Raw genomic sequence first — 26,341 nt, 5'->3', positions numbered from 1 at the left:
GTCTGCATAATCCACGCAAGCCGCGTGAACGGCTCCTCATGCTTATTTCGACCGCCTGGTGCCAGACTTTTTTCTGATATCAACACCCAGCTCCTTACTGGCTATATCGAGCATATTGTTGAGCAACTCGTTCTTAAGCTGCTCCTTACGGAGTTGGGCCTTCAGCAGCGCTATCTCTGACTGCTCCGATCTGCTGCTCCCTGCATCCCCAATGGGTTCTTCTGCTTGCTTTTTGCTTAACATCTTGTGTATCGTGCTTGCCGGTATCCCGTGTTTGCTTGCTAAGCTACGAAAACTTAATCCGCCCAACTCGCGGTCATGCCTTATCAATAACTCTTTTATACTGTTCATCGTTTACTTTTTTGTGTAAACCTATTTCAGGACAAGACAACCTGTCAGTAAATTACCAGGGGCGATTACGGCTCGGCAATGCCCTTCTTACAGAGCGCCTCTGTATATCTGTGATTGCCACGCAATACGTTTGAGATAAAAATTCAAATAAATTCTACTAATTCCCTATACTATATATATATTTGGAACTATAAAGATGACAACAATATTCAACACATGCCACAACACACTGATTTTCTGCTGTATGCAGGTAAAAAAGTCGTGGCTGTGAAAGTGTAAATAAAGAATATTCGCCTCTTCAGCCACAGCAGAAGGGGCTTTTTTTTAAGAGAAAACTAAACACGTACCGATATGCAGAGCTTCAGGACCGAACTGGAGAACCCTATAGTTGAGCAGGACATTATTGACCTGGAGCGTAAGATCCGCGCGTTTCGCGAAGGGAAGATCCACGATGAAAAATTTCGCAGTCTGCGTTTGGCCCGTGGTGTATACGGCCAGCGACAGCCAGGCGTGCAAATGGTGCGTATCAAGCTGCCGTTTGGCAAGGTTACCTTTAAGCAATTGCTAAAGATTGCTGACATAGCAGACGAGTACGGCAGCGGTAACCTGCACCTCACTACCCGCCAGGATATCCAGATACACTATGTTAGTCTTGATCGTACGCCGCAACTGTGGGCCGAGCTGGAGCGTGATGATATCACCCTGCGCGAAGCGTGTGGCAATACTGTACGTAACGTTACGTCATCTCCTAACGCCGGTATCGACCCGCTGGAGCCATTTGATGTATCGCCTTATGCACACGCAGTGTTCGAATACTTTTTACGGAACCCCATCTGCCAGGAAATGGGCCGTAAATTTAAGATCTCATTTTCATCAAGTGATGCTGATACCGCTTTCTCCTATATTCATGATCTGGGTTTTATACCAAAATTGAATGATAAAGGCGAGCGTGGCTTTAAAATCAACTTGGGCGGCGGCCTCGGCGCGCAGCCTTTTCTGGCCAGCGTGGTAGAAGAGTTTTTACCTGAGGATCAATTGATACCTTATACAGAAGCAATTATACGCGTGTTTGACCGTTATGGCGAGCGCAATAACCGTAATAAAGCACGTTTAAAATACCTGGTACAAAAACTGGGCTTGGATGAAGTGTTACGTTTAGCTAAAGAGGAGCATCTGGCGCTTAAAGTTAAGAGCTACCCTATCAACCGTGATGCGGTACCTCAGCCTGCCATTCCCGGGCCTATCGCTCCGGTAAACGCAACCATTGAAAATCCTTTGCGGTATGAGCAGTGGCTGGCGACTAACGTTTTCGAACAGAAGCAAACAGGCTTTTATGGCGTGTATGTAAAAGTGCCGGTTGGCGATATACATACCCCTGAGGCCCGCAAATTTGTAGAAGCTGTAAAACCTTACGTGGCCGATGAGATCCGCATTACGCAGAATCAGGGCTTGCTGTTAAAATTCGTCCGCAAGGAAAACTTAAAAGCATTATATGCAGGTTTACACGCCTTAGACATGGCTGCTCCCGGTTTTGACAGCGTTGCCGATGTAACTACCTGCCCCGGCACTGATACCTGTAACCTGGGCATCAGTAACAGCATGACAATGGCCAAAGTACTGGAAGACCTGATATTCAGTGAATACGAGGATTTTATCTACAACAGGGAAATAAAAATTAAAATAAGCGGCTGTATGAACAGTTGCGGTCAGCATGGTTTGGCGCACATCGGTTTCCACGGCAGCTCGTTAAAAGCAGGTGCACGCGTATTACCATCGGTACAGGTAATGCTTGGTGGTGGCACCGTTGGTGATGGCTTAGGTCGCGCAGCAGAGCGCGTGATAAAAGTACCGTCAAAACGCGCTACTGATGTTTTACGTACGCTACTGGATGACTATAAAGCACAATCGATAGAAGATGAAACTTACCACGGTTACTATGATCGACAAGGTAAAGATTACTTCTACCGCCTGTTAAAACCACTGGCCGACCTTACAACTCTTACCGACGACGAGTTTGTTGACTGGGGCCACCAGGAAACTTTTGCAACTGCCATTGGTGTAGGTGAATGTGCGGGCGTGATCATTGACCTGGTTGCTACCTTACTTTATGAAGCGGACGAAAAGTTAGGCTGGGCAAACGGTGCTTACACAAAAGGATTATGGGCCGATGCTATTTATCACTCATACAACACGTTTATCAGCTCGGCAAAAGCGCTGTTGCTTGACAAAAACATAAACACCAGCACGCAGGCAGGTATCATCAAAGAGTTTGATGCCAATTATGTAGAAACCGGCGAATTGCCATTAGCTACAACCTTTAGCGAATTAGTGCTGCAGATCAACAAAAATGAACCTTCTGAAGAATTTGCTACCGCTTACAAGGCACAGGCAACCAAATTTTTAGAGGCAGTTAAAAACAAGAGAGAGGCTGTATTACAATCATGATATTAAACAACAACTATATAAAAGAACCACGTATCACGCTTGTTGGCGCAGGCCCCGGGGATGCCGAACTGATAACGCTAAAAGGCATAAAGGCACTGCAAACAGCAGATGTGGTTTTGTACGATGCATTGGTGAACGAAGAACTTTTAGAGCTTGCCCCTTCCGCTTGTGTAAAGGTATATGTGGGTAAACGCTCCGGCGACCATAGTTTTCCTCAGGATAACATTAACCAACTAATGGTTGATTACGCTTTAAACTACGGCCATGTGGTACGCCTTAAAGGCGGTGATCCTTTTGTATTTGGTCGGGGCCATGAGGAATTGGAGTTTGCTGCTAAGTACAATATCCCTACGCAGGTTGTGCCGGGCATTTCAAGCTCTATAGGGGTACCTGGTTTGCAGGGCATCCCTGTTACCCATCGTGGCTTAAGTGAAAGCTTTTGGGTAATAACAGGCACCACAACTGCAGGCCGTATCTCTGCTGATATTTACCAGGCAGCAAAAAGCAATGCCACGGTAGTAATACTGATGGGCTTGCATAAATTAACAGAAATAGCAGAATTATTTAAAGCGGAAGGTAAAGGCGCTTTACCCGCGGCCGTAATACAAAGCGGCACCACAGCCGACGAAAAGGTTGCCGTAGGCACAGTTGATACAATTGCTGCTTTAGTAACTGAAAAAGGACTTGCCTCACCAGCCCTGATAGTATTTGGCGAGGTGGTAGCATTGCATCCTCAATATAAATTGGTAAAAGAAGTTTATGACGTTGTTACCGCAGGATAATAAACTGGCGCCGCGCCCGCATCAAAAGCCGCAGGGAAACCAGTTGTTTCCCGTGTTTTTGAAGTTGGAGCACCTGCACACCGTGCTTGTTGGCGCGGGCAAGGTAGGTTTGGAAAAACTTACCGCCCTGCTGTTAAATTGCCCCGTTGCTGCTGTTACCATTGTTGCTAAAGAAGTGCTGCCACAGGTAACAGACCTCGCCACACTGCACCACAACGTTAAGATCATCCAAAAAGCCTTTGAGGATGCCGATCTGGATAGTGCTGATATTGTGATAGCGGCTACCGATGACAGCGAACTGAACAAATACGTACGCCAATCGGCACATGACCGAAAATTGCTTATCAACGTGGCTGATAAGCCCGAACTGTGCGATTTCTACTTAGGTTCCATCGTACAAAAAGGTGATCTGAAACTGGCTATATCAACCAACGGAAAATCGCCGACAATTGCCAAACGCCTGCGAGAAGTGTTATCTGAAGCTTTGCCTGAAGAACTTGATACCACCCTACAGCAAATGCACGATATCCGCAATAATTTAAGCGGAGATTTTACCTACAAAGTAAAAGAGCTTAACCGCGTTACCGCCGTATTGCTTGGCCCTAAAAAAGCCCCGAGTAACGCGAGGCTAAAGCTCATCGTGTGGGCAACATTTGTTTCTTTCCTGCTAATAACTATTGCAGCCGTTTGGTTTAAAGACCCGCAATTTCAGGCATACGTGGAGAACATCTCCCCAATGTTTTACTACTTTTTGGGCGCGGGATTCGTTTTCGCTTTAATAGATGGCGCCATTGGCATGTCTTACGGTGTTACCTCAACCACATTTTCATTATCGATGGGCATCCCTCCTGCTTCGGCAAGTATGGGTGTACACTTATCCGAGATCATGAGCAATGGTATTGCAGGCTGGATGCACTACCGCATGGGCAATGTAAACTGGAAGTTATTTAAGCTCTTATTGCTTCCGGGCATTATTGGTGCGGTAACCGGGGCTTACCTGCTATCGTCGTTAGAGCATTACGCCATGTACACCAAACCGGCAGTATCAGTTTACACGCTGATATTAGGTATTGTGATATTCAGAAAAGCATTGAGCCTTAAAAAGAAACGTACCGAGAGTAAGATAAAACGAATATCGCTTTTGGGTTTAGGGGGTGGTTTTATTGATGCCGTTGGCGGCGGCGGCTGGGGCTCCATTGTATTATCAACGTTAATAGCAGGCGGCCGTCATCCACGTTTTTCTTTAGGCACTGTTAAGTTGTCGCGCTTCTTTATCGCATTGATGGGTTCATTAACCTTCATTACTATGCTTAAAAGCGCGCATTGGGATGCCGTTGCAGGCTTAGTTATCGGCAGCGCATTAGCTTCGCCTGTGGCAGCCAAGATCTCAAACAAAATATCGGCAAAGGCCATTATGATGGCGGTGTCGATTATTGTGGTTGCAATCAGCGTCCGCAGTATTATTAACTTTTTATTGAAGACATTCTAATAGTGGCAGATACTACTTACATATCACGATTGGTAAAGGAAAAAGATCCGGTAGCGGCCCTGCAGGCTTTGGCTGCGCTTTTCCCCGGCGAGATAGTTTTCTCTACCAGTTTTGGATGGGAAGACCAGGTGATATCGCACATGATATTCGCTAATGACATTCCCATAAAGGTTTTCACATTGGAAACCGGCCGTTTGTTCCCGGAAACCTATTACGTGTGGAACCGTACGATGGAGATGTACGGCCAACCCATATATGCTTACTATCCTGATAACAATAAACTGGAAGCCATGGTTGATGCCAAAGGGCCGAGCAGCTTTTATGAATCGGTAGCTAACCGTAAGGAGTGCTGCGGTATCCGTAAAATAGAGCCGTTACACCGTGCTTTAAGAGGCAATCAGTGCTGGATAACCGGCATACGTGCGGAGCAGTCTGCCAACCGTGAGGATATGAGCAATGTGGAATGGGACGAAGGTAACCAGATTATTAAGTTCCACCCTATCTTCAGCTGGACTTTAGACGATGTAAAAGCATATATTAAACAATACAATGTTCCTTATAATACATTGCATGACAGGGGTTTCCCAAGCATAGGCTGCCAGCCCTGCACACGGGCGGTACAACCCGGCGAAGATTTCCGGGCCGGGCGCTGGTGGTGGGAAGACCAAAGCAAAAAAGAGTGCGGACTACATGCAACACAATTAAACGATCTTAAAGAATGAGTACGAACCGGTTAGATTACCTTGACGAATTAGAGGCAGAGGCCATATATATCTTGCGCGAAGTTGCAGGGCAGTTTGAAAAACCTGCTTTGTTGTTTTCGGGTGGTAAGGATTCTATTACCCTGGTGCATTTGGCTTTAAAAGCGTTCAGGCCGGGTAAGTTTCCGTTCCCCCTGGTACATATTGATACCGGGCACAATTTTGAAGAAACCATCCAGTACCGCGATGAAATGATTGCCCGCATTGGCGAAAAGCTGATTGTTGGTCATGTACAGGATAGTATTGATGAAGGTAAGGTGATTGAGCAAAAAGGCAAGAACGCAAGCCGTAATGCTTTGCAAACTGTAACGCTACTTGATACCATTGCCAAAAATGGTTTCGATGCCTGTATTGGCGGTGCCCGCCGCGATGAGGAAAAAGCCCGCGCAAAAGAACGTATCTTTTCGGTACGTGATGAGTTTGGCCAGTGGGACCCCAAACGCCAGCGCCCCGAGCTTTGGAATATTTATAACGGTAAGATCCACAAAGGCGAGAACGTACGGGTATTCCCGATAAGTAACTGGACGGAGCTGGATGTATGGAATTATATCCGCAGAGAGAATATTCCTTTACCAACCATCTACTTTGCGCACCAGCGCGATTGCATTACGCGTAACGGTCAGTTGATGGCGGCATCTCCATTCCTGAATATGGATGATGATGACGTGATTGAACGCAAAAACGTACGCTTCCGCACCGTAGGTGACATGACCTGTACCGCGGCTGTTGAATCTTATGCTTTCGAGATCGACGATATCATCAATGAGATAGCCGATTCAAAAATAAGCGAACGTGGTGCCCGCATGGACGATAAAGTGAGCGAAGCGGCCATGGAAGATCGCAAAAAAGGCGGGTACTTTTAAAGGTAAAAGGCTGAAAGGCGAAAGGTAAAGGCTTTGGATAATTCATTCCCCTCTCGAGAGGGGTTGCCCAAAAGAACAAATAGCAATGACATTGATGAGGTGTGTAATTTAAAGCGAATAACACACCCCTAACCCCTCTCCAGAGGGGAATGAAAATAAACTAAATGGATATACTAAAATTTATAACGGCAGGTAGTGTTGATGATGGCAAGAGCACATTGATAGGCAGATTACTTTATGATAGCGATGCTATATTGGCCGACCAACTGGAAGCTCTGCACGCATCAAACCGTAAAAACGACGACGGCACCATTGACCTTGCGATTTTAACCGACGGCCTTAAAGCTGAGCGCGAGCAGGGTATCACCATTGATGTGGCCTACAAATACTTTGAGACCGATAAACGCAAGTTCATTATAGCTGATGCTCCCGGTCATATCCAGTACACCCGCAACATGGTTACCGGTGCCAGTAATGCCGACTTGGCTATTATATTGATAGATGCGCGTAGAGGAGTAGTTGAGCAAACTACCCGCCACTCGTTCCTGGTATCGCTGCTGCAGATCCAAAAAGTAGTTATTGCCGTCAACAAAATGGATATGGTGGATTACAGCGAGGATGTATTCAGTAATATCGTTGCTGACTATCAAAAAATAGCTGCCAAACTGAATATAGCGGATGTGACCTTCATACCAGTAAGTGCTTTGAAGGGTGATAATATTGTTTATCCATCAACTGCTATAAGCTGGTATAAAGGCGATAGCCTACTACACCATTTAGAGAACGTGGAGATCAACAGGGATAACACTTCAACCCATGCCCGCCTGCCTGTGCAGTGGGTGGTACGCCCGCAAACCGACGAACTGCACGATTATCGCGGTTACGCCGGCCGTGTATCAAGCGGATCGTTTAAAGTAAATGATAAGGTTACCATTCTGCCATCCGGCTTTACCTCAACTATTTCAAAGATAGAGTTATATGATACCCAACCTGCCGAAGCTTTAGCGGGTATGTCGGTAACGGTGCATCTAAAGGACAATATCGATATCAGTCGTGGTGATACGATTGTGAACAGCGCCGGCGAGCCGCAGCTCAGCAGCGTTATAGAAGCTGACCTTTGCTGGATGGATACCCGCGGACTGGATACATCCCTCACCTACCTGGTGCAGCATAACACCAAAACCGTACGATGCAAAATCCGTGAAGTACTGCATAAGGTGAACATTAACACGCTTGAGAAAGATTTTGACGAAGATTTTAAACTGAACGATATTGGCAGGGTGGTGATCAAAACCGCCGAACCTCTGGCTTTTGACCCTTACCAGGAGAACAAAGCAAATGGTGGCGCCATCATTATTGATAGCCGTACCAACGTAACTGTCGGCGCATTGATGCTTAGGCAGTCTGTAGAATAGAATAATTTAACCGATTATTACACTCAATTAAGTGAATCTAACCCTGCATGAGGTGCAACTCGTGCAGGGCTTTTTTGTTGGCCGTTTATTATCAACCTATGTCATTTCGAATGAGCGACAGCGAAGAGAAATCTTCTGCTTGGTAAATATCGTGCTTAGAAGATTTCTCTTCATCCCGAGGCGTAGAACCGTCTATGTCCGACCGAAATAAGCAAAAGTAAACGCACAAAAAAAGCGGGCAGCTCGCCCGCCCGCTTTTGAGAAAAACTAAATTATACCTAAAAAACAATAGGATCTTTATGTCGCATGGTTCATCCATCATTGTTCAGTGCAAATCTTACCATGAACTATGATCTATTACCTATTAACCACTGTCTACTTACTCAGCAAGCCATCCAGCGTAACCGAGGCATAGTAAATGCCCCCGATGGTTGGGCCGCCTGCATATTGTATGTAGCGTTTGTTAAATACGTTGCTGGCTCCAATTTTAAACGTAGCATAATAAACCGGCACACGCAGGGTAACCTGTGCATCCACGGTACCGACGGCAGGTACCTGGCCCGTAACCAACGGGCTCTCCCACAGGTATGATTGCTGCCATTTGTACACTACATTGAAACCAAAATTCTTAACCACTTCGCGGTTACCGAAGGAAAAATTACCGCTCCATTCAGGCGTGTTAAAGCCGGTAACGAATATGTCTGATGCTGTCTGTGCTTTCAGTTTGTTGAAGCTAACATTACCTGATACTGTGTAGCGCTGATAAAAGTTCCAGCTTAAACCTGCTGATGAACCATAGTTGTTATAGATGTTCTTAGCGTTAGTGTACACACGATAACGGCTCTGGCCCTGGCTGGCTGCGTTGTTCGCTGTAGCCGTTGTAGGGTCGCGGTTAATATCCAGCATGGCTAACACAGCGGCATCGCTGCCAACGGTTGCTCCGTTCGGTACAAATACCTGCACCTGGCCAAGGAAACCATTGTAACGATTAGCATAGGCATCAATATCAAGAAAAACTTTGTTATCAAATAAAACACCCTTGTAGCCAACTTCAAAGGATGTGATCTGTTCGGGGCGGGCTTTTGGCAGGTCAGCAACTTGTAATAGATTTCTGTTCTTTAAAGCCGTAGCATCATCGCCTGATGCTGACTGCGCTTTTACCGCCGCGTTGAATGCAGTAACCGATTGCTGCGTGTAGCTGTTATTCAGGTAACCCAAGCCTTCATTGATGAATTCCAAACTGCCGACGCGTTTAACACGGCCATTATTCACATAAGATAATGCCTCAAATAACGATGGGAAACGGTAACCATTCTGGAACGTAAAACGGAAGTTGTGGTTAGCATTGGGCGAATAAACAGCAGCCAAACGCGGTGTAAACTTAGGATCAAAGTATGGGTTATAGTCGTATCGTAACGAACCGAATAATTTCAACTTTTCGTCAAAGAATGTCTTTGTTGCCTGCGCAAAAGCGCCGTATTTTTTGTAGATCACGTTATCGCCAAAGCTGCCATCGGCCAGTGGCTTGTTACGGTCAGAAATTGAGCGGCTAAAATCAACGAAATTATTACCATCAGGGATGATAGAATAAACACGTACATCGGCTCCTACCAGAAGGTCAACAAATTTGATCCTGTTACTCAAGTCGTACTGTGCTTCGGCGTTATATAAATGGCTTTTTTGCACAAGAGCAGCGCCACCGGTAACCGGCGCATCAGGTATAAGGCTCGATTTAATATCCCAATTATTGATGCCTATGATGGTTTTACGTAGTGCATCAAAAGCCGGGGTGCCGGGCTCCACCCTCCCGGCATCCGCGGCTGCACGCGCTGCCTGTGTGGCAGCCGCGAGGTTAGCAGAGGTCAGTCCGCCGTTTGCATTAGCGTAGTTAGTTAAAGCGTTTTTATAAGTTGTAGCCCATGCGCTATTGCTGGCATGGTTAAGGTCAAGGTTATCGGCCAGTGGTTTTACGTTGAATGAGTTGCCGGTATTTTCGATAGACTCGTACGCACGCACCAAAAACTCTTTTCCTTTTAGTTCTATTTTATGGTTTTGTACAGTTGCACCATTAAGTGATATTTTGTTACCGCGTTGAAAAACGCCGTCCATACGGCCGTAGCGGTAAGTATATGATAATTGCAGATCGGGATTAAACTTATAAGCTAACGTTCCATCCAGTTTTAGGTTGGTAACCTTGGGGTCAACCAGGTCAACTTCGTTATAACCTGTACGGGCAACAGTAAGGTTAGGCCTCGCAACACCATCAACCACGATACCCTTTATAGATACGGTGTTACTTCCCGCCAATGCATCATCACCATATTTATTCCACCCGTCATAAGCAGCGTTGTTAACGCCGGTTAGTTCCGGATAAGCAGGGTTAGCTGTTTTTAGATTGCCTGGGTTTTGATCCAGGCGGGTGTTTGATTGCCAATCAGTACCGGTTAAATAGCTGGCGTTTACTTTGAATGCGAACTTATTATTCCACGCTTTAGCAAAGCGGATAGCAGTTTCATTAATAGTGCTCGCGTTCACGCCTATATTATCTACGTGGTTCACACCCGTACGATGGTAAAAACTCAAGCCCTGCGTTTTAAAAGGATCTTTGGTAAATAAGTTTGATAAACCGTTGATTGCATTGGTACCGTAAAGCGCAGCAGCAGCACCGGGCGTTATCTCTAAACTGGCAATATCCAGCTCAGTTGGGCCAATGGCGTTACCCAGCGGTACGCCCAAAGTTGCCGACTGCATATCCACACCATCCACCAGTTGCATAAATCTGAAGTTGTTGGGGCTGTTAAAACCGCGTGTATTGGGTACCTTAAGCGTGATGCTGGTTGTGGTCATCTGCACGCCTTTAACGTTCTCTAAAGCATCGTAAAAACTTGGGCCAGGCGACTGCTTCAAAGCTGTTATACTTAATTTCTCGATGGCTACAGGTGATCTTAATAATTTTTCCTCGCGGCGTGATGCAGTAACCACAACCTCGTTTATTAATAAAGATTGCGTGGTAAGTTGAACGTTTACATTGCTATTTACATTACGAATGGTAAACTCTTGTGAATGATAACCTACTGCACTGAATATTAAAGTATAAGGGAATTTTGCTTGGGTAGTTAGTGAGAATTTACCGGTGCTATCTGTTGATGTTTTGTTATCTGTGCCTTTAATAGATACTGTGGTACCTACAAGTGGCTGGCCATGATCATCTTTAACCTGGCCGCTTAAGATATAACTGCCGTTAAGTTGCGCCGAGGCCAGGCCCGGGACAAGGACTAAAAAAAGTACGATAAGTTTTATTAAACTTTTAAAAGATTTCATGAAATAGGTTGCATTGAGTTTAGTTGAAAAAATGTGAACAGGTTGGCGCCGTGCCGGGTAGGTTTAACAGCAGCAGCAACAGCATGCAGTTGAGGGCTGCATGTTTCTTTTAAAGTTTAATGATACGGGGTATAAATAATACATTGTCTATAGAATTACTCGACAAAAATATTAATTGTTTGATAGCATCCAAAAAAACTTTCATAAAATTTATCTTCCTGTCAATCAGCAAATAGCAAAATGTAGATTATTTAGCTTCAAATGCGTATAATTGTCTACTAAATTAATATACTTTAATGTCCTTTTCCTATCGCCGCATCATTATAAAAATTGGTTCAAACGTATTAACCCGCCCTGATGGCTTGCCTGATACCGACAGGATAGCACATCTGGTAGACCAGATAGCGACAATAAAAAAGCAAGGTATCGAGGTAATATTGGTATCCTCCGGCGCAGTAGCATCCGGCCGTAGTTTGATCAGTGTTTCTGAGAGATCAGATGCTGTGGCCATTCGCCAGTTGCTGGCTTCTATAGGCCAGGTAAAATTGATTAACACCTACTCTGCCCTGTTTGAAAAGTATGATATGCTCTGCTCGCAGGTATTGGTGACCAAAGAGGATTTTCGGGACAGGCTGCATTATCTTAACATGCGCAACTGCCTGGAGATATTGTTACAGCACCAGGTTATCCCGGTTATTAACGAAAACGATGTGGTATCGGTAACCGAACTGATGTTTACCGATAACGATGAACTGGCGGGCCTGCTGGCCTCCATGCTGAACGCCCAGGCGCTCATCGTGCTAACCAACGTTAACGGCATTTACACCGGCGACCCTAAACTGCCCGGCTCATCCGTTATCACCGAGATAACAAACGGCGGACTTGATTTTGCATCATTTGTAAGCTTGGGTAAATCACAGTTTGGCCGTGGCGGGATGATAACCAAATCTACCATAGCTCATAAAGTTGCGCAATTGGGCATTGCTGTTCACATAGCTAATGGTACCAGCCTTAATGTGCTTTTAGATGTGCTGGAGAATAAAATAGAACATACGCGCTTCGTTCCTGCTAAAATTGCATCGGGCAAAAAGAAATGGATAGCGCACTCTGAGAACTCCGCTAAAGGCGTTGTACAGGTTAACGAAGGAGCTAAAACGGCACTTAAATCCAATAAAGCTTCCAGCTTACTACCGGTTGGCGTAACTGATATTGTTGCTGATTTTAAAAAGGGTGAGATCATAAAAATTATCGACGAGAACAAAAAGGTAATTGGCTTGGGCCTGGCCGAATATGGATCTGAAAAAGCCCGTGAATATGCCGGACAAAAGAACCAGCGCGCCCTTGTACATTACGATTACCTTTATTTACAGAGTTAAAACATGGCATACCAACAATATTTTGATCAGGCAGTAGCAGCATCTCGCAAAGCAGCGCTTACTGCAGAGATTATCAATAAAACACTAAAGGATGTGGCAAAGGCAGCCATTGAGCAAACACCCTATTTGCTGCAGGAAAACCAAAAGGACCTTGATCGTATGGACGCTGCCGATCCAAAATATGACCGCCTTAAACTAACAGAAGAGCGGATCAAAAGCATAGCTGCTGATATAGAAAATGTTGCCGGTTTGCCAAACCCTTTGGGTAAGATTTTACTTGATAATACTTTACCTAACGGCTTGCTCATCAAAAAAGTAAGTGTGCCGCTCGGCGTGGTTGGGGTAATTTACGAGGCAAGGCCCAATGTTACTTTTGATGTGTTTGCCTTGTGTTTTAAAACCGGCAATACCTCAATATTAAAAGGCGGCAGCGATGCGGAGTATTCTAACCTGGCTATCGTCAGCATTATACATAGTGTGCTTAAAGCCAACAATATTGATGTAAATGCCGCGACCCTGCTCCCTGCAGACCGCGCCGCTACCGAAGCTTTGTTAAACGCTATTGGTTATGTAGATGTGTTGATACCTCGTGGCAGCCAATCGCTTATCAATTTTGTGCGGAATAACAGCAAGGTGCCGGTGATAGAGACCGGGGCTGGTATTGTTCATACTTACCTTGACGAAACCGGTGATCTGAATAAAGCTATTCCCATTATCGAGAATGCTAAAACCCGTCGCGTAAGTGTTTGCAATGCGTTGGATTGTCTCATCATCAACAGTAAACGCCTGGGCGACCTTATACACATTGCCGAACCCTTAGCTAAAAAAGGCGTAAAATTATTTGCAGACAAACGCGCATTTGAAACACTGGATGGCCACTACCCTGCCGATCTGCTTAATTTAGCACAAGCCTCGCATTTTGGCACCGAGTTTTTATCTATGAAGATGGCAATTAAAACTGTGGGTACACTGGAAGAAGCTTTGCAGCATATCGCCCAGCACAGTTCAAAACACAGTGAAGCAATCATATCGGAAGATGAGCTTAACATCGAAACCTTCCTTAACCGTGTGGATGCAGCTGCAGTTTATTTAAATACGTCAACAGCGTTTACCGATGGTGCCCAGTTCGGCTTGGGTGCCGAAATAGGTATCAGCACCCAAAAACTCCATGCCCGCGGGCCTATGGGCTTGCAGGAACTTACCAGTTACAAATGGATAGTTAAAGGAAACGGGCAGATAAGGCAAAATTAAAAAGAGCGGGAGTATGATCCCGCTCTTTTGTTTTATACTTCAACAGAAGCTATACCTTTTTTAAGCGCGGTTTCTTGCAGTCCCGGAATCTTCAACCCTTCTGCGCGATGGAAACTGATATTGGTCATACCTAAAAAGCCGAATACCGTTTTGATGTATGGCTCTATAAAATCAATCGCTTTAAGGTTACCTTCAGAGTAAACGCCGCCTGATGATATCGCTACGTAAACACGTTTTCCTTCAACTAAACCGATCGGGCCGTTTTCTCCATATTTAAAAGTTTTTTGCGCACGTACAATATGATCTATCCAGGCTTTTAGGCTTGACGGGATACTAAAGTTGTACATAGGTGCGCCGATCACCAAAACATCGGCCTCAAATAACTCTTGTAAAGCTTCATCTGAGTGCTTTATTGCTTCGGCAAGCTCTGGTGTATGTTGTTCGGCCGGTGTAAAGAAAGATGCAAGGTGCGCCTCTTCCAAGTGAGGGAAAGGTTTGTTAACCAGGTCATGCGTTTTCACGCTACTGCCGGGATTGGCTGCCAAAAGTTTTTCAACAATGGCGTTACCCAATTTAATACTGTAAGATTCGTTGCCGCGCGGGCTTGATATTAAATGTAGTATTTTCATTTTCTTAGTATTTAATTACCATGCAAACCTACATACAGCCGCTATTAAAAAGATATTACTATCCCAAAGGATAGCAGTATCCTTGTGGATAGTTATTAGCTTTGTGGATATGTCGACAGGAGTAAAACATATCACTTCAGAATGTAACGGCGCACTCAACGCCATCAGAGATACGCTTTACGTGCTAAGCGGCAAATGGAAGATACAGGTGATCGTTTTGTTGCGCGACGGACCTATGCGCTTTAACGAGTTACAGCGTTCATTGGTAGATATTACACCCAAGGTTTTATCCAAAGAATTACGCGAGCTGGAAATGAACGAGTTTGTGGAGCGCAAAGTTTTTAATACCGTTCCCGTGACTGTTTCTTATGAAATAACACCATACGCTGCAACGCTTAACCCTATAATAGACAGTTTACGCGAATGGGGAACACAACACCGCGCAAGAATAATAGAACATATGAAACAGGATGGTAAACAGCCTGCCTGATTTTTATTGGGTTACCTTAAACAACAATTGGTATTAAGTTTACCAATTATTACATGAGAAAACTCCTTAAAATAATACTCCGTATCCTGCTGTATTTCATTGGGTTTATTGCTGTCTATTTAATAGCGGCATTTGGCTTATCTGCTATCAGCACACCAGCAGAAAACACATCCGACACAAAAAACGTCGACATTTACATCCTCACCAATGGTGTGCACACCGATGTTGTTGTACCGGTTGAAAGCGACGCGGCAGATTGGAGTAAAAAAGTTGAATTTAAAAATGTGCGTAAACCGGATACGACTGCAAGATTAGTAGCTTTTGGATGGGGAGATAAGGGCTTTTATCTTAACACGCCCACCTGGGCCCAGCTCAAATTCAGCGTGGCTTTTAAGGCAGCAACCGGTTTAAGTACCTCGGCCATACATGCTACCTTCTACAATAGCCTAACGGAGGATGCATCCTGCAAAAAGATCACCATCACAAAAGAGCAATACAAAAGATTAGTAGTATACATCAGCCAAAGTTTTAAGACCGACAGCGCAGGCAACTACATCGATATAAAAACTACTGCCAACTACGGCGACACAGATGCCTTCTACGAAGCCCATAGAAGGTATAATCTCTTTTACACCTGCAACACATGGGCAAACAATGCATTAAAGGCTTGCGGGCAAAAAGCATGTTTATGGACGCCGATGGATAAGCCTATCTTTAAAAAATACTGATCTCATCTAACCGGTATTCAATACCAATTACTCACCACCCACCATTTTACCCTTTACTGACTTACCCACAGGCATTATAAATAAGTAAAGCTTATCTTTGCAGCTATTATGAGTAAGCACGGTAGAATCCTGGTGGCCATGAGCGGCGGTGTTGATAGTTCTGTAGCGGCAGTTATGCTGCACGAGCAGGGCTACGAGGTGATAGGCCTTACCATGAAAACCTGGGACTATGCCGCAAGCGGCGGTAGTTCAAAAGAAACCGGATGCTGCAGTCTGGATAGTATCAATGACGCCCGTGCCTTAGCCGTTGGATATGGCTTCCCGCATTATATATTGGATATCCGTAACGAGTTTGGGGATTTTGTGATCGATAACTTTGTTGACGAATATCTTGCAGGCCGTACCCCTAACCCCTGCGTGCTTTGCAATACCCATATTAAATGGGAAGCACTGTTAAAACGCGCCGATAAACTTGATTGCGAATTTATTGCTACTGGCCACTACGCCAATATCCGCCAGCAGGATAATGGCCGCTATGTGATATCAAAAGGTAAAGACGAAAATAAAGATCAATCATACGTGCTTTGGGGCGTATCGCAGGAGAACCTTGCTCGTACCAAATTCCCGCTGGGTAGCTTTTCTAAGCCCGAGATACGCCAGATGGCAGTTGATATGGGCCAGTTGGAGCTCGCCGGCAAAAGTGAAAGTTACGAGATCTGTTTTGTGCCCGATAACGATTACCGTGCCTTTCTACGCCACAAGGTACAAGACCTTGACGATCGAATAGGTCAGGGAAATTTTGTGTTGACAGATGGTACCATCGTAGGTAAACATCAGGGTTACCCTTATTACACCATTGGGCAACGTAAAGGCTTAGGTATAGCTTTAGGTCAGCCTATGTTTGTTACACAGATACAGGCTGATACCAACACCGTTGTATTAGGTACTGCAGATGAATTGCAACGTAAAGAAGCGTGGGTACGTAATCTTAATCTCATTAAATACGAAAGCATTACCGAACCACTTGCTGCGGTAACCAAGATCCGCTACAAGGATGCAGGTGCCGAAAGTAAGATAGTACAGATAGGCGACCACATGAAGGTATCGTTTGATCATATGGTATCAGGAATTGCCCCTGGCCAGTCGGCAGTATTCTACGAAGGAAACGACCTGCTTGGTGGTGGCTTTTTGCTGTAGTAGTTTTGTTTTAAAGTTGAAATGTTTAAAGGTTGGAATGTTGTTTTCAACCGGTACCTCTTGCGTTTGATAACTTTTCAACACTTCAACTTTACAACATTGAAACTTTTCAACTCCAAAAAATAAAAACTTTTCCTGCTGAAAAGCCTTACAACATTACAACATTGCAACTTTTTAACGGATGTTGTGACCTTTTAAACCTGATAAACAATTTGCGTTTCTATTACTTTATGTTTTCTTTGCAAAAAATATTAGTGTTTAATGGCGAAAAATCTACTCATAGTTGAATCCCCGGCAAAAGCCAAAACCATCGAAGGTTACCTTGGAAAGGACTTTACGGTGAAGTCGAGCTACGGCCACATCCGCGATCTGGTGAAGTCTGAGGACGCCATAGATATTGACAATAATTTTCAACAAAAATATGAGGTACCTGCAGATAAAAAGCAGGTAGTTAGCGAGTTAAAGAAATTAGCTAAGGAAGCCGACATGGTATGGCTCGCATCCGATGAGGACCGCGAGGGAGAAGCAATATCATGGCACTTGTTTGAGACATTGGGGCTGAAAGAGCCTGCCACCAAACGCATTGTATTCCATGAAATAACCAAACCGGCTATTTTACGTGCTATTGATAATCCACGTAAGATAGATTACAACCTGGTAAATGCGCAACAGGCCCGACGTGTGCTGGATAGACTTGTAGGCTTTGAACTTTCGCCGGTTTTATGGAAGAAAGTTAAACCATCGCTGTCTGCCGGCCGTGTACAATCAGTAGCCGTACGCTTGATAGTAGAGCGCGAACGCGAAATAAACAGGTTTAAAAGCGAAGCTGCTTATAAGATCGTTGCCATTTTTGATAAAGGCCGCAATGCATTTAAGGCAGAACTACCAGAACGTTTCAGCAAACAGGAAGATGCCGAAAAGTTCTTACAGGATTGCGCTAACGCTGCATTTAATGTGAACTCTTTAGATACAAGGCCAACAAAACGTTCGCCGGCTGCACCGTTTACCACCTCCACCTTACAGCAGGAAGCCAGCCGCAAGCTGGGTTATTCGGTAGCACGTACCATGCAGGTTGCACAGCGTTTGTACGAGTCAGGATATATCACCTATATGCGTACTGATTCCGTGAACCTAAGCGATACTGCTTTAAGCGCTGCTGAAAACGAGATCACTTCAGCTTATGGAGATAAATACCATCAGCTTAGAAAATACAAAACCAAAAATGCCAGTGCGCAAGAAGCTCACGAAGCCATTCGCCCTACATACTTTAATAATCATACTATTGATGGAGAAAGTAATGAGAAGCGCCTGTATGAACTGATCTGGAAACGTGCCATAGCATCGCAAATGAGCGAGGCGCAGTTTGAGAAAACCGTTGCACGTATTGGCATTTCTACCCGTAAAGACGAATTGGTTGCCAATGGCGAAGTAATGAAATTTGACGGCTTCCTGAAAGTTTACCTGGAAAGTAACGACGAAGAAGACGACAACCAAAATACTGAAAGCGATAATGCAATATTGCCTCCGTTGACAAAAGGCCAGTTGCTGGAGTTGCAGGAATTAAGCGCTACCGAAAGATTCTCGCGCCCGCCTGCCCGCTACACCGAGGCAAGCCTGGTAAAGAAACTGGAAGAACTGGGCATCGGCCGACCATCAACCTATGCACCTACCATCTCTACTATTCAGAACCGCGGTTATGTAGTGAAGGAAGAACGTGAAGGCCGCCAGCGCAACTACCAGGTGCTGACGTTAAAAAACGGGAACGTTAACAAGGAAACCAAAACCGAGAACACCGGTGCGGAAAAAGGCAAACTCTTCCCTACCGACATTGGTGCGGTTGTGAACGATTTCCTGGTACAACACTTCAACGGTATCGTTGACTTTAACTTCACTGCCAGTGTTGAGAAACAATTTGATGAAATAGCCCAGGGCCTTAAGGATTGGACAAAGATGATCCGCACCTTCTATGATCCATTTCATAAAGATGTGGAGAGCACCATCGCTACTGCGGATAAAGCCACCGGCGAACGCGAATTAGGGATACATCCTGAAAATGGCAAAAAGGTATCCGTACGCATAGGTAGGTTTGGCCCGTTTGTACAAATTGGCGAAACCGCTACTGACGACAGTGCTGAAAAGCCTCTTTATGCAAGCTTGCGAACCGGTCAAAGTATTGAAACCATTAAGCTTGAAGAAGCACTTGAGTTATTCAAACTTCCAAAAGCTGTGGGTGAATACGAAGGCAAAGTGATGAAGGTAGCAATCGGTAGGTTTGGGCCTTACATCAGCCACAACGGAGCCTTTGTATCGTTACCAAAAGAGATAGACCCGCTGGATGTTACCGAGGAACAGGCGATACAACTGATTGAAGATAAGCGTAAAAAAGACGCCGAAAAACTCATCAAAACCTTTGACGAAGACCCGGAAGTTAAAGTATTGAACGGTCGATGGGGCCCTTACATCGAATTTGGTAAATTAAACGTTAAGATACCCAAAGATAAAGACCCAAAATCGTTGACATACGAAGAGTGTAAAGCCTTGGCTGACGCCACACCGGCAACACCTAAAAAGAGCCGTTTTGGTAAAGCTGCGCCTGCAAAGGCAGCAGCCAAAGCACCGGCTAAGAAAGCGGCAGTAAAGAAAAAGAAGTAAAATGTTAAAAGGTTGTGGAGTTGCAGGATCAACTTTTCGGCTTCACAACCCTTTAAACTTACAACTCAAAAATGATCAAAGACCTTCCTCCTAATATCGTGAAAGACATAGCTGTTGTTGTGGCACTTGAGAGCGAAAGCGTTGAAGCTAAAACATGGTATGTTTATATCGTTAATCTAAAAAATGAAGCTATCGATAATGTTTTGATCACCTCTAAAGGTTATGGCGAAAAGGATGGCGAGCAGGTTAAAACATCTGTATTAAGGCATTCCTTTCCCCGTATCGAAGCCAACTCTTACAAATTGATAGAACCGATAGACGAGCAAACCTTTGGTTTGGCAAATGAGTATTGGGTAAGCTATGATATAGGCCGTGAGATATTCGACAAGAAATTTATCTTTCTGCCGGAGAGTATCGTGGATGGCAACTTCATTAAGTTGCCATTAGTGAACAAGCCTGGTGTTATGATATCATAGTGTAGCAATGCTGTGCAAACGATGCACCGATTCTTTGATTGTGCCATATAATTCTTGATAAACAGCAAAGATCTTTTTATACCTGGCATGTATCTCAAGGTTCGGACTTATCTCAGTACGGGTACCTGCTTCTTTTTGCCTAATTGCTTCAATATCTATACCCATAGTTTCCATGGCCAGGTAAATAGCCCCGATAGCAGATGAATCATCTGACTGCAGGATCACCAAACGCTTACCCGTAATATCCGCAAGCATCTGCACCCAAACCGGCGAAGCTATAAAACCACCGCTGATAACCAGTTCATTTACTACTCCGCCGCCTTGCTCTACCGCGTTTAATACATCATTTAAGGCAAAACATATTCCTTCTAAACCTGCGCGTAAAAAATGTGCTTGCTGGTGCTTAGCGCTGATATTGATAAATGAGGCCGAGCTTTTTGCATCCCAAACCGGTGCGCGCTCGGCGTACAAATATGGCAGAAAGAGCAAGCCGTCACTTCCTGGCGAAATGCTTTCCACCTGGTTGAAAAACCCTTTATAATTTTCTTCGTTAAGATCTTTTTTTAGGAAATTTTGCAACAGCCAATTAACTGCCCCACCCCCGTTGTTTACGGCACCACCACAGATAAATGTGTTGGCTTTAAGCAGGTAGTTAAACGTCATTGCCTTAAAGTTATAAATGGGGCGGTCGCTGCCTACCCTAACTGCCCCACTGGTACCAATGGTTAACGCTCCCACTCCCGCCTTTATCGCGTTACCACCTAAGTTTGCACAACAGCCATCACTGGCACCAGTAAATATTAAAGTTTCAAAACTTAAACCTTTAATGCTGGTATTGTTTGTAAGCTTGCGGCTATAGGTTGTTTCAACCGGGGTTGATAGTTTTCCGGTGTTAATGCCGGCCATTTGCAATGCCGGCTCGTACCATTTCAGATCAGAAATGTCAAACATACCTGTGCTGGATGCTATGGAGTGATCCACCTCGTAAACACCAAAAAGCTTAAACCAGATGTATTCCTTTATGGAAATAAACTTGTGCGTTTTTGCAAAAATTTCCGGCTTATTTTGTTTAAGCCACATGATCTTGCATAATGGCGACATGGCATAAATAGCCGTACCTGTATGTTTATAAAGCTCTTGGGCATGTTCACCTGCTCTAAGTTCCTCTGCTATAGCTCCGCTGCGGGCATCAGACCATAACATCGCATTCACCAAAGGCCTTCCGGTTATATCAACCGCCATTACACTATGCATAGCGCTGCTGAAACTTATGGCAACAGGCGTTTCTTTCAGTTGATCATCAATTTGCTGCAGGCAGCTTAAAAATGCTTGCCATATCAGTTCGGGATCTTGCTCGGCGTATCCTGGTTGGGGCTGCAAAAAATTGTAATGATCCTGGGCAGTGGCCAGTGTATTCCCATCAGCATCAATTGCCACTGCTTTTGCGCTGCCAGTACCCAGATCTACCCCTAAATAATATTTTTGCATGCGTACGAAACCTTATTTTAAACCCTCCGTAAACTTAATACAACCACCCTAAATTATTCCACATTGAAGATATTTTTTAACAATTTAAATCCCGATTTGCGGAATTTAATCCACTATCAGATATTTAACTTACTTTTAAAAAAGTAATCACAGGTAAAATTTTCCCGTAGTGGACTGTGTTATAACCGATTGAATGTTATCAGTTATCATCCCCCCTGATATTTGGTACAATATTTTAGGGCATGTGGTATAAAAAATTCATCTTTATAGCAATAAATCCACCATTAGAGTTGGTATGAAAAAAACTTTACTGATTGTTGATGACGACCTGAGCATACTTAAACTGCTCAACTTCATACTGTCTAAAGACTACGAAATTGTGGTTAAAAACAACGGCATTGAGGCCTTTAGCTGGCTTGAGGACGGGAACATGCCCAAACTGATCATATCTGACCTGCAAATGCCTTATTTTGACGGCCAGTCTTTTCTCAAGAATGTTAAAATAAGCGGCTTTTATCGCGATATTCCGGTAATTATGCTCTCAGCAGCACATGACCTTGACGAACAGGTTGCCAAAATGCCATTTAAAGTTGATGCATATATGCATAAACCCTTTAATCCAACTGAATTAAAGAACGCCATTAATCAAGCATTACAAGTTTATGACGCCGCAGACATCAACTGATTGGAATCAAAATTCCAGCTCGCAGGTAAGAGTTGCTTATGCCGGTTTGGAACTTAAAGAACTTATCGCAGCAGATCTTGGCAATTCATTCAGCATTACCTATAGTGATACCGTTCAGCAACTGGAAACTTACCTTGGCGAACAATCTCTACTCACCATTCCGGAAATAATTTTGGTTGAGGTGGATAAAGACGAAGAATGCTTTGCCCTTGTAGAGCGTTTGCGTAAAAACATGCTGATGAATGGTTTGATCATCGTAATGCTGTCTACCAAAAAGAATAAAGAGCAGGTACAGAAAGCCATGCGCATGAAATTGCATGATTTTTACACCTACCCTTTTGCAACATCAGATCTGCGCGAGCGCCTGAATTTTCTGGTAAGGTTTAAGCTGATAAAACCACGCCTCCTTGAGCTCTCAAAAGAGGTTGATACCACTTATAAGATGCCGGTTGGTAAACGCTTGCTCGACTTGGTAATTGCCTGGGGAATGCTGATCTGCCTGTCGCCAATAATGTTGATAGTCGCTATCCTGATCAAATTGGATTCGAAAGGACCTATATTTTACAAAAGCAAACGCGTTGGTACCGGTTACAAGGTTTTTGATTTTTACAAGTTCCGCAGTATGCGTACTGATGCCGATCAGTTGCTTGCAAAAATGGCCGAGGAGCATAACCAATATGCTGCCGAAGAAAGCGGTGCAAACAAAGCAGCGTTTGTAAAGTTTAAGAATGACCCTCGGATTACTAAATTAGGCAGTTTTTTGCGGAGTAGCAGTTTAGACGAATTACCACAATTGATAAACATTATTAAAGGTGATATGTCTGTAGTTGGTAATAGGCCCCTACCGGTATATGAAGCAGAAATGCTTACGTCAAACGAGTGGTCTATGCGGTTTTTAGGCCCGGCCGGTTTAACGGGCCTATGGCAGATAAGCAAACGTGGTAAGGAAGACATGAGCGAACGCGAACGCAAAAAGCTCGATAATTTTTATGCACAGAAGTACTCTTTATGGCTTGATCTTAAAATAATCGCAGGTACGGTACCTGCCTTGTTCCAAAAAGAGAAAGTATAACCCTATGAAAAGAAAAGTTACGTTTTTAAGCCTATTACTTTTATTATCCCTTTCCTTTACGCGTGTTAACGCGCAGCAGGAATCTTTTTTATCAGACGTTAACTATTCTTATCTCGACAAATTAATAGCTACCGCTAAGCGCAACTATCCAGAAATTAAGGTTAGGCAGTCAACCGTAAATTCATCAAAAGCTTTACTTACCCAGTCAAAAATGGCTTGGTTTGATGCATTTACAGCTTCTTATATTTACAGCCCGCGTAACTCGCTTAACCTGGTGAACCCAACCTTCTTTAACGGTTACCAGATCAGTATTTCGGTAAACATAGGTACGCTGCTTTCAAAACCATTTGCAACCAAAGCCGCGCACGAAACCTATAACATAGCGCTTTATCAGCAGCAGCAGTACAATTTAACGCTCGAAGCTACCGTAAAGCGTTTATACTTTGCGTACTTAGAGGCGCAGGCAGATCTGCGCAACCGTTCGCGCGCTGTTACTGACGGCGAAATAGCGGTTAAACAATTAAAGTACACTTTCCAGAAGGGCGAAACTACCTTTCATGATTATAATGAAGCATTGACCAGTTTGTACAATCAAAACTCATTCAAAGTAATTACAGAATTGAATGTGCTTACTGCCAAAACTAATTTGGAAGAATACCTGGGTGTTAAATTAGAAGACGTTAAATAATGGAGTTAGGTAACTTTTTTAAATTGCTTTGGAAACGCCGGCTCCTGCTTATCGTTATCCCAATAGTTACAGTTGCAATTGCCTTTTTTGCTTTAAAAAATCTTCCGGATAAATATATCTCTACTTCACAGATAGCTACAGGTATCGTAGATCAATCGCGCCAGCTATTAGATAACGACCCTAACGCATCGTCAAAGGAGCAATCTATCGCTCATGAGTTTAGTAACCTGGTTGAGATAATGAAGCTAAAAACGCTCATTAACCAGGTATCATACCAATTGATGCTGCACGACCTGACCAGCAGTAGCCAGTTTAAGCCGGAGAGCAAGCTTTATAAAAGCATGAACCCCTCTGCGCGTGCACATGCTATACAGGTTTTTAAAGAAAAGTTTGAAAAACGCGAAGCACTCTCCTACTATAACCGAGATGAGAACGGTTTGAATGAGTTGCTACGCTCCATGAAATATGACGAGCGTTCGCTAAGGAAAGACCTGGCGATAAACCGCGATGAGGATTCGGATTTTATCACGGTAAGTTATGAATCTCAAAATCCGCAATTATCGGCATTTGTTGTGAACGTGCTTTGTACGCAGTTTATCGATTACTACACCAACACGGTGCGTAAGAATGAAACTGATGCTGTAAACTACCTGCTAAAACAACTCGATGAGAAACGCGCAACGCTTAACAAAAAAACAGAAGAGCTGCGTGAATACAAGATTAAGAACGGCATCCTTAACCTGGACGAGCAGTCAAAATCGATATTTGACCAGATAATAGTTTTTAACGACCGCAAACAACAGGCAGAAAAAGATGTAGCATCAAACAATGGCGCTATAAGGCAGTTAAATGCCAAGTTTACGCCGGCAGATCGCGGTTATATTGAATCTACCGTAAGCAAATACAATCAGGCCGTTACCAACACGCAGGATCAGTTACATATCCTTAATGACCGCTACGTGCGCAGTGGTTTCGACCCTAAGCTTAAAGTTGCGTTAGATTCGTTACAGGCAAAATTAACAGCACAGATCAACCAAACGTCTGATAAGTACATCAGCAGTCCGCTCACCGCCAAAGATGAGTTGGTACGCCAAAAAATTACTCTTGAGATAAACCGTGATATGGCGCAGTCAAGTATCAGGGCTATCAATAAAAGTTTGGATGAACTGAACGCTAAATTCAATCGCCTGGTTCCTTTTGATGCTACTGTTAAAAATTATAACTACGATATAGATATTGCCAGCAAGGAATACCTGGATATATTGAATAAATATAATCAAACCAACCTGCAATCTACCTTCTCAATAAAGTTGAGACAAGTTGAACCAGCTATGCCGGATGCTGCCGAGCCATCTAAAAAATTGTTGCTTACCGCCGTTGCAGGCGTGGTAGCCTTTGCTATTTGCGTTATAGTTTTGTTCATAGGCTGGTTCTTTGATGATACCATTAAACAGCCTGCCGACCTGGTTAAGCGCACCCATTTACCACTACTTGGCCATTTGAACACAATTGAGGGCACTTTAGACCTTCGCAAGCTTTGGGATGTAGAGAACCGCGAACGTATGCGGCTATTTAAAGAATTAACGAGATCATTAAGATTTGAGATAGATCAGGAACTTAAAGGCGATAAGATCTTAGCAGTTACCAGCTTAATTAACCACGAGGGTAAATCAGTAGTGGGTACCAGTTTGGCTTACTCCTACGCCATGATCAATAAAAAGGTGTTGTTGATTGACGGCAACTTTGACCAACCAAGCCTTACCGAAGCTATACAGCCGAAAGTTTTTGTTGAGGATTATTTCAAGAACAATCCGGATAACTATAATTCGATTGCGGTTACCACCAATGTAATGGGTACGCACGGTGGAGATATTACACTTTTAGAACTAAGCGACGAAAATTTCATCAGAACCCGTTTCAATGAGCTGAAGATGAAGTATGATATCATCATTATTGAAACGCCGCCGCTATCATCTTTAAATAAATCTAAAGAGTGGATATTATTTGCAAACAAGGTTATTGCCATATACGAACCCAACAAGGGTATTAATAAAGCGCAACAAGCAGATGTTGAATACCTGCGTAACTTGAATGCGAAATTTGCAGGTTGGGTGTTGAACAAGACCAGCCTTGATATAGAAAAATTTTAGAGCAAGCTGCTTAATTTTTACGACAGCGACCC

At 44.0% G+C, this 26,341-nt stretch carries 21 protein-coding genes; 17 read left to right on the top strand and 4 right to left on the bottom strand.

Features of this window, described 5'->3' with window-relative positions; all coding sequences use genetic code 11:
* Nucleotides 1-42: 42 nt before the first annotated feature.
* Nucleotides 43-351 carry a helix-turn-helix domain-containing protein gene (locus tag FPZ42_RS13845; protein WP_146272235.1) on the bottom strand — a complete coding sequence of 103 codons (309 nt, stop codon included), beginning with the start codon at nucleotides 349-351 and terminating at the stop codon, nucleotides 43-45.
* A 351-nt stretch (nucleotides 352-702) separates the two neighbouring features.
* On the opposite strand from FPZ42_RS13845, the gene FPZ42_RS13840 reads away from it, so the two are divergent.
* From FPZ42_RS13840 to FPZ42_RS13815, 6 genes are all read left to right on the top strand, one after another.
* Nucleotides 703-2,796, top strand: coding sequence for a HEPN domain-containing protein (locus tag FPZ42_RS13840; RefSeq protein ID WP_146272234.1), 2,094 nt, complete (start codon nucleotides 703-705; stop codon nucleotides 2,794-2,796).
* The gene (cobA, locus tag FPZ42_RS13835; RefSeq protein ID WP_146272233.1) at nucleotides 2,793-3,578 is read left to right on the top strand and encodes a uroporphyrinogen-III C-methyltransferase; all 786 of its coding nucleotides are present in this window, start codon (nucleotides 2,793-2,795) and stop codon (nucleotides 3,576-3,578) included. The genes FPZ42_RS13840 and cobA overlap by 4 nt, the downstream gene beginning before the upstream one ends.
* Nucleotides 3,556-5,067: a TSUP family transporter gene (locus FPZ42_RS13830; RefSeq protein ID WP_146272232.1), complete on the top strand. Its 1,512-nt coding sequence runs from the start codon at nucleotides 3,556-3,558 to the stop codon at nucleotides 5,065-5,067. Before cobA ends, FPZ42_RS13830 begins: the two co-directional genes overlap by 23 nt.
* 2 nt (nucleotides 5,068-5,069) lie before the next feature.
* Nucleotides 5,070-5,789 (top strand): phosphoadenylyl-sulfate reductase, encoded by a 720-nt coding sequence (locus FPZ42_RS13825; RefSeq protein ID WP_255563160.1) that lies wholly within the window; start codon nucleotides 5,070-5,072, stop codon nucleotides 5,787-5,789.
* Nucleotides 5,786-6,691, top strand: a complete 906-nt coding sequence (cysD, locus tag FPZ42_RS13820) for a sulfate adenylyltransferase subunit CysD (RefSeq protein ID WP_146272231.1) — start codon at nucleotides 5,786-5,788, stop codon at nucleotides 6,689-6,691. The genes FPZ42_RS13825 and cysD overlap by 4 nt, the downstream gene beginning before the upstream one ends.
* A 164-nt stretch (nucleotides 6,692-6,855) precedes the next feature.
* Nucleotides 6,856-8,106: a sulfate adenylyltransferase subunit 1 gene (locus FPZ42_RS13815; RefSeq protein WP_146272230.1), complete on the top strand. Its 1,251-nt coding sequence runs from the start codon at nucleotides 6,856-6,858 to the stop codon at nucleotides 8,104-8,106.
* A 375-nt stretch (nucleotides 8,107-8,481) separates the two neighbouring features.
* Here FPZ42_RS13815 and FPZ42_RS13810 read toward each other — a convergent pair whose 3' ends face one another.
* Entirely contained in the window at nucleotides 8,482-11,427 is a 2,946-nt protein-coding gene (locus FPZ42_RS13810) for a TonB-dependent receptor (RefSeq protein WP_146272229.1), read from the bottom strand.
* A gap of 296 nt (nucleotides 11,428-11,723) precedes the next feature.
* On the opposite strand from FPZ42_RS13810, the gene proB reads away from it, so the two are divergent.
* Together proB and FPZ42_RS13800 are read left to right on the top strand one after the other, a co-directional pair.
* Nucleotides 11,724-12,803 (top strand): glutamate 5-kinase, encoded by a 1,080-nt coding sequence (gene proB / locus FPZ42_RS13805; RefSeq protein ID WP_146272228.1) that lies wholly within the window; start codon nucleotides 11,724-11,726, stop codon nucleotides 12,801-12,803.
* 3 nt (nucleotides 12,804-12,806) lie between these two features.
* A complete protein-coding gene (locus tag FPZ42_RS13800; protein ID WP_146272227.1) occupies nucleotides 12,807-14,054 on the top strand; it encodes a glutamate-5-semialdehyde dehydrogenase in 1,248 nt (415 codons plus the stop codon).
* Nucleotides 14,055-14,086: 32 nt separating this feature from the next.
* Here FPZ42_RS13800 and FPZ42_RS13795 read toward each other — a convergent pair whose 3' ends face one another.
* Nucleotides 14,087-14,683, bottom strand: a complete 597-nt coding sequence (locus tag FPZ42_RS13795; protein WP_146272226.1) for an FMN-dependent NADH-azoreductase — start codon at nucleotides 14,681-14,683, stop codon at nucleotides 14,087-14,089.
* A gap of 109 nt (nucleotides 14,684-14,792) precedes the next feature.
* On the opposite strand from FPZ42_RS13795, the gene FPZ42_RS13790 reads away from it, so the two are divergent.
* The 5 genes from FPZ42_RS13790 (at nucleotide 14,793) to FPZ42_RS13770 (ending at nucleotide 20,226) form a co-directional block, all read left to right on the top strand.
* Nucleotides 14,793-15,173: a winged helix-turn-helix transcriptional regulator gene (locus tag FPZ42_RS13790; protein ID WP_146272225.1), complete on the top strand. Its 381-nt coding sequence runs from the start codon at nucleotides 14,793-14,795 to the stop codon at nucleotides 15,171-15,173.
* 53 nt (nucleotides 15,174-15,226) lie between these two features.
* Nucleotides 15,227-15,901 (top strand): TIGR02117 family protein, encoded by a 675-nt coding sequence (locus tag FPZ42_RS13785; protein ID WP_146272224.1) that lies wholly within the window; start codon nucleotides 15,227-15,229, stop codon nucleotides 15,899-15,901.
* Between the two features lie 108 nt (nucleotides 15,902-16,009).
* Nucleotides 16,010-17,098 (top strand): tRNA 2-thiouridine(34) synthase MnmA, encoded by a 1,089-nt coding sequence (mnmA, locus tag FPZ42_RS13780; protein WP_146272223.1) that lies wholly within the window; start codon nucleotides 16,010-16,012, stop codon nucleotides 17,096-17,098.
* 261 nt (nucleotides 17,099-17,359) lie between these two features.
* Entirely contained in the window at nucleotides 17,360-19,750 is a 2,391-nt protein-coding gene (gene topA, locus FPZ42_RS13775) for a type I DNA topoisomerase (RefSeq protein ID WP_146272222.1), read from the top strand.
* Nucleotides 19,751-19,821: 71 nt separating this feature from the next.
* Nucleotides 19,822-20,226, top strand: a complete 405-nt coding sequence (locus FPZ42_RS13770) for a hypothetical protein (RefSeq protein WP_146272221.1) — start codon at nucleotides 19,822-19,824, stop codon at nucleotides 20,224-20,226.
* Here FPZ42_RS13770 and FPZ42_RS13765 read toward each other — a convergent pair.
* Entirely contained in the window at nucleotides 20,221-21,714 is a 1,494-nt protein-coding gene (locus FPZ42_RS13765) for a gluconokinase (RefSeq protein ID WP_146272220.1), read from the bottom strand. The two genes, FPZ42_RS13770 and FPZ42_RS13765, sit on opposite strands and share 6 nt — an antisense overlap.
* A gap of 295 nt (nucleotides 21,715-22,009) precedes the next feature.
* Here FPZ42_RS13765 and FPZ42_RS13760 point away from each other — a divergent pair, with 295 nt between their 5' ends.
* Genes FPZ42_RS13760 through FPZ42_RS13745 form a run of 4 tightly spaced genes read left to right on the top strand, consistent with a single transcriptional unit; the run spans nucleotide 22,010 to nucleotide 26,309 of the window.
* Entirely contained in the window at nucleotides 22,010-22,399 is a 390-nt protein-coding gene (locus tag FPZ42_RS13760) for a response regulator (protein WP_146272219.1), read from the top strand.
* The gene (locus FPZ42_RS13755) at nucleotides 22,377-23,471 is read left to right on the top strand and encodes a sugar transferase (protein ID WP_146272218.1); all 1,095 of its coding nucleotides are present in this window, start codon (nucleotides 22,377-22,379) and stop codon (nucleotides 23,469-23,471) included. Before FPZ42_RS13760 ends, FPZ42_RS13755 begins: the two co-directional genes overlap by 23 nt.
* A gap of 4 nt (nucleotides 23,472-23,475) precedes the next feature.
* Nucleotides 23,476-24,159, top strand: coding sequence for a TolC family protein (locus FPZ42_RS13750; RefSeq protein ID WP_146272217.1), 684 nt, complete (start codon nucleotides 23,476-23,478; stop codon nucleotides 24,157-24,159).
* The gene (locus FPZ42_RS13745) at nucleotides 24,159-26,309 is read left to right on the top strand and encodes an exopolysaccharide transport family protein (protein WP_146272216.1); all 2,151 of its coding nucleotides are present in this window, start codon (nucleotides 24,159-24,161) and stop codon (nucleotides 26,307-26,309) included. Before FPZ42_RS13750 ends, FPZ42_RS13745 begins: the two co-directional genes overlap by 1 nt.
* Nucleotides 26,310-26,341: the final 32 nt, after the last annotated feature.

Origin of the sequence: Mucilaginibacter achroorhodeus (assembly GCF_007846095.1) — a bacterium.
In the GTDB taxonomy this organism is placed as follows: Bacteria; Bacteroidota; Bacteroidia; order Sphingobacteriales; family Sphingobacteriaceae; genus Mucilaginibacter; species Mucilaginibacter achroorhodeus.
The sequence above is the reverse complement of the archived record's forward strand: the minus strand, read 5'-3'. Positions and strand labels throughout refer to the sequence as shown.

Excerpts from the sequence above, each read along its gene's own strand:
- FPZ42_RS13845 (WP_146272235.1), bottom strand. The coding sequence starts at position 351 with ATGAACAGTATAAAAGAGTTATTGATAAGGCATGACCGCGAGTTGGGC.
- FPZ42_RS13840 (WP_146272234.1), top strand. The coding sequence starts at position 703 with ATGCAGAGCTTCAGGACCGAACTGGAGAACCCTATAGTTGAGCAGGAC.
- cobA (WP_146272233.1), top strand. The coding sequence starts at position 2,793 with ATGATATTAAACAACAACTATATAAAAGAACCACGTATCACGCTTGTT.
- FPZ42_RS13830 (WP_146272232.1), top strand. The coding sequence starts at position 3,556 with ATGACGTTGTTACCGCAGGATAATAAACTGGCGCCGCGCCCGCATCAA.
- cysD (WP_146272231.1), top strand. The coding sequence starts at position 5,786 with ATGAGTACGAACCGGTTAGATTACCTTGACGAATTAGAGGCAGAGGCC.
- FPZ42_RS13815 (WP_146272230.1), top strand. The coding sequence starts at position 6,856 with ATGGATATACTAAAATTTATAACGGCAGGTAGTGTTGATGATGGCAAG.
- FPZ42_RS13810 (WP_146272229.1), bottom strand. The coding sequence starts at position 11,427 with ATGAAATCTTTTAAAAGTTTAATAAAACTTATCGTACTTTTTTTAGTC.
- proB (WP_146272228.1), top strand. The coding sequence starts at position 11,724 with ATGTCCTTTTCCTATCGCCGCATCATTATAAAAATTGGTTCAAACGTA.
- FPZ42_RS13800 (WP_146272227.1), top strand. The coding sequence starts at position 12,807 with ATGGCATACCAACAATATTTTGATCAGGCAGTAGCAGCATCTCGCAAA.
- FPZ42_RS13795 (WP_146272226.1), bottom strand. The coding sequence starts at position 14,683 with ATGAAAATACTACATTTAATATCAAGCCCGCGCGGCAACGAATCTTAC.
- FPZ42_RS13790 (WP_146272225.1), top strand. The coding sequence starts at position 14,793 with ATGTCGACAGGAGTAAAACATATCACTTCAGAATGTAACGGCGCACTC.
- FPZ42_RS13785 (WP_146272224.1), top strand. The coding sequence starts at position 15,227 with ATGAGAAAACTCCTTAAAATAATACTCCGTATCCTGCTGTATTTCATT.
- mnmA (WP_146272223.1), top strand. The coding sequence starts at position 16,010 with ATGAGTAAGCACGGTAGAATCCTGGTGGCCATGAGCGGCGGTGTTGAT.
- topA (WP_146272222.1), top strand. The coding sequence starts at position 17,360 with ATGGCGAAAAATCTACTCATAGTTGAATCCCCGGCAAAAGCCAAAACC.
- FPZ42_RS13770 (WP_146272221.1), top strand. The coding sequence starts at position 19,822 with ATGATCAAAGACCTTCCTCCTAATATCGTGAAAGACATAGCTGTTGTT.
- FPZ42_RS13765 (WP_146272220.1), bottom strand. The coding sequence starts at position 21,714 with ATGCAAAAATATTATTTAGGGGTAGATCTGGGTACTGGCAGCGCAAAA.
- FPZ42_RS13760 (WP_146272219.1), top strand. The coding sequence starts at position 22,010 with ATGAAAAAAACTTTACTGATTGTTGATGACGACCTGAGCATACTTAAA.
- FPZ42_RS13755 (WP_146272218.1), top strand. The coding sequence starts at position 22,377 with ATGACGCCGCAGACATCAACTGATTGGAATCAAAATTCCAGCTCGCAG.
- FPZ42_RS13750 (WP_146272217.1), top strand. The coding sequence starts at position 23,476 with ATGAAAAGAAAAGTTACGTTTTTAAGCCTATTACTTTTATTATCCCTT.
- FPZ42_RS13745 (WP_146272216.1), top strand. The coding sequence starts at position 24,159 with ATGGAGTTAGGTAACTTTTTTAAATTGCTTTGGAAACGCCGGCTCCTG.